Origin of the sequence: Chitinophaga sp., assembly GCF_035564935.1 — a bacterium.
Classification (GTDB): Bacteria; Bacteroidota; Bacteroidia; order Chitinophagales; family Chitinophagaceae; genus Chitinophaga.
On sequence record NZ_DATMTE010000618.1, the window covers coordinates 1 to 3,214 of the forward strand.

Annotated in this window: 3 protein-coding genes; all 3 read left to right on the plus strand. The window is 47.7% G+C overall.

Features of this window, described 5'->3' with window-relative positions; all coding sequences use genetic code 11:
• Window positions 1-146: 146 nt before the first annotated feature.
• Window positions 147-1,247, plus strand: coding sequence for a carboxylate-amine ligase (locus VN105_RS15745; protein ID WP_325642483.1), 1,101 nt, complete (start codon window positions 147-149; stop codon window positions 1,245-1,247).
• A 34-nt stretch (window positions 1,248-1,281) separates the two neighbouring features.
• A complete protein-coding gene (locus VN105_RS15750) occupies window positions 1,282-2,178 on the plus strand; it encodes a type 1 glutamine amidotransferase (RefSeq protein ID WP_325642484.1) in 897 nt (298 codons plus the stop codon).
• Window positions 2,179-2,188: 10 nt separating this feature from the next.
• Window positions 2,189-3,214, plus strand: a 1,026-nt coding sequence (locus VN105_RS15755; protein WP_325642485.1) for a hypothetical protein, incomplete at its 3' end; no start/stop codon positions are given.

Here is a 3,214-nt window from a genome sequence, read left to right on the forward strand (position 1 = left end):
AAAAAAGCCCTGTGAAAAAACAACAAAAAGAAAAATGATACCGTTTTACTGCCCTACATTTGCAGACGGCATTCATTTTGATCGCGCTAAAATAAATTGCTGTAATTACCGCTGCGGACCCGCAGCTAAAAGCTAAAGCTAACAACATGTTTAAGGCGTTCACGCTGGGGATCGAGGAAGAGTATATGGTAATGGACCCTGTTACCCGGGAACTCAGGTCACATGAACAAAAAATAGTAGAACAGGCCCATAAGGTGATCAACGACCAGGTAAAAGCGGAGTTTCACCAGGCAGTGGTGGAAGTAGGCACACAGATCTGTGCGGATATCCACGAAGCCCGGAAAGACGTAGCCTACCTGCGCCGCACCATTGCACAAATTGCCGGCGACCTGGGATTCAGTATCGGTGCCTCCGGTACCCACCCTTTCAGCAAATGGGAAAAACAACTGATCACCGACCATCCCCGCTATTTTGAAATAGTGAATGAAATGCAGGACGCCGCGCGTTCCAACCTTATTTTTGGTTTGCATGTGCACGTAGGAATGGAGAACAGGGAAATGGCCATTCATATCGCCAATTCCGTGCGCTATTTCCTCCCGCATATTTTTGCTTTAAGCACCAACTCCCCTTTCTGGGAAGGGCGTAACACCGGCTTCAAATCGTTCCGTACAAAGGTTTTCGATAAATTCCCCCGCACCGGTATCCCCGATTATTTTGCCAGCATCGAAGAATATGATAACTATATCAAGCTGCTGGTAAAAACAAACTGTATCGACAACGCTAAAAAAGTTTGGTGGGATCTGCGGGTGCATCCCTTCTTTAATACCGTGGAGTTTCGCATTTGCGATGTACCGCTCACCCTGGACGATACCATCATGATAGCAGGGCTTTTCCAGGCCGTATGCGCCAAGATCTATAAACTGCGGATGCAGAACCTCAATTTCATTATCTATAACCGCGCGCTGGTCAACGAAAATAAGTGGAGAGCTTCCCGTTATGGCATTGATGGATATTTGATTGATTTTGGTAAAGAGATGGAAGTAAATACGCGCGCACTTATTACAGAACTGCTCGACTTTATCGACGATGTAGTGGATGACCTGGGCAGCCGCGATGTTATTGCCGCCACCACGCAACTGCTGGAAACCGGTAGCGGCGCAGATAAACAATTACAGGTATACGCTGATACAAACGACCTTGTGGCCGTAACGGATTTTATCCGGGACCAGTTCCTCCAGGGCTGCTGATAACCATAAAATAAATTTCGCGTAATTTTGCAGCATGCATCCAATAAAAAATAGCTGGAAGGTGGCTGTGCTGGATATGTATGAGGGTGTTCCCAATGAAGGGATGCGCTGTATCCGTGAAATATTGGCGAAATACGCCGGCATGCATGCACTGGACCTCCAATTTGATGAGTTTGAAGTAAGACAGCAAATACAGGTTCCCGACACTTCCTATGATATTTATATTTCCACAGGCGGCCCCGGCAGCCCTGTGGCCAGCGAAGGCAGCGACTGGGAAACTGCCTATTTTTCCCTGGTGGAAAACCTCCTCGAATGGAACCGGACCCATGAAGTGAAAAAGCCCGTCTTTTTTATCTGTCATTCCTACCAGCTCATGTGCCGCTATTATAAACTGGGCAATGTATGCAAACGGAAATCACCCGCATTCGGCGTATTCCCTGTGCATAAAACCGCCGCTGGTATGCAGGAAAAAGTATTCAGCGCGTTACCCGATCCTTTTTATATTGTAGATAGCCGCGACTGGCAGGTGATAGAACTGGATTATGAGAACCTCCAGGCCATGGGCGGACACGTTATTGCACTCGAAAAAGAACGGCCGCATGTACCGCTGGAACGCGCTACCATGGCCATCCGGTTTAATGAACACTTTATTGGCACACAGTTCCACCCGGAGGCAGATGCCGCCGGCATGCATATGTACCTTTTGCAGGAAGAAAAGAAAAAACAGGTAGTGAACCATCACGGCCTGGAAAAATATAACAGCATGATCCGGCAACTCACCGATCCGGACAGGATCATGCTTACACACGACCGTTTTATTACTGCGTTCCTGGACTATGCCATTTACGGCCGCCTGTCCCACAGGCTGGCTGCCATTGAACGGCTGGTACAGGTTGCAGCCCATAATGATAATGAGCACTCGTTCTTCTAATTAAAAACTTATGATCCCCGCAGTCAGAAAAGCATATAACCAACAATTCACACCTGCGCAGTACCAGGCCTTTTTAGATGGCATTGCTGCAGATACCGGCGTAACACCCGCTTTCAGGGTAGCCGAAACACCCGTGTTTGTACCCGCTGCTCTTGGGAATAAACTGGTACAGGCCTGCGAAGAAATTGTGGATGTGCTGCTTCGCCCCGACTTTAAAACCATTACCCGCGATGCCATTCCGCCCGCACTGAAAGTGCCGCATGAAAATGAGCATCCGCATTTTATTGTCATCGATTTTGCCGTTTGCAAAACCGGTGATGGCGCACTGGTGCCCCAGCTCATCGAATTGCAGGGATTCCCTACCATGCTGGCTTTCCAGGAAGTAATGGCGCGCCGTTTTAAAACGCATTTTAACATACCGGATACGCTCAGTAATTTTTTTAACGGGCTGGATGAAGCCGCATATTACCAGTTGCTGCGGGATCTGATTATTGGTCCTTATGCACCGGAAGAAGTAATACTGCTGGAAGTGAAGCCGGAAGAACAAAAAACACGGATCGATTTTCACAGCACGGAAAAAAACCTGGATATCCCCACTGTTTGTTTAACTGCGCTCATACAGGAAGGGAAGCAGCTGTTCTATATGAGAGAGGGTGTAAAAACCCGTGTACAGCGCATTTATAACAGGATCATTTTCGACGATCTGCAACGGCAGGCCGAAAGCCTGGGTTCCCACGTGAATCTTTTCCAGGAACTGGATGTGGAGTGGATCACCCACCCCAACTGGTTTTACCGTATCAGTAAATACATGATGCCCTTTATTCACAGCGAATATGTGCCCAAAAGCTGGTTCCTGCATAAATTGCCGGTAGTACCTGCCGACCTCGAAAATTATGTATTGAAACCGCTTTTTTCTTTTGCAGGACAAGGAGTATTGATAGATGTTACCCAGGAAGATATTGACCGGATCAAGGATCCGGAGAACTGGATATTACAGCACAAAGTGAAATATGCACCTGCCATAGAAACGCCTACC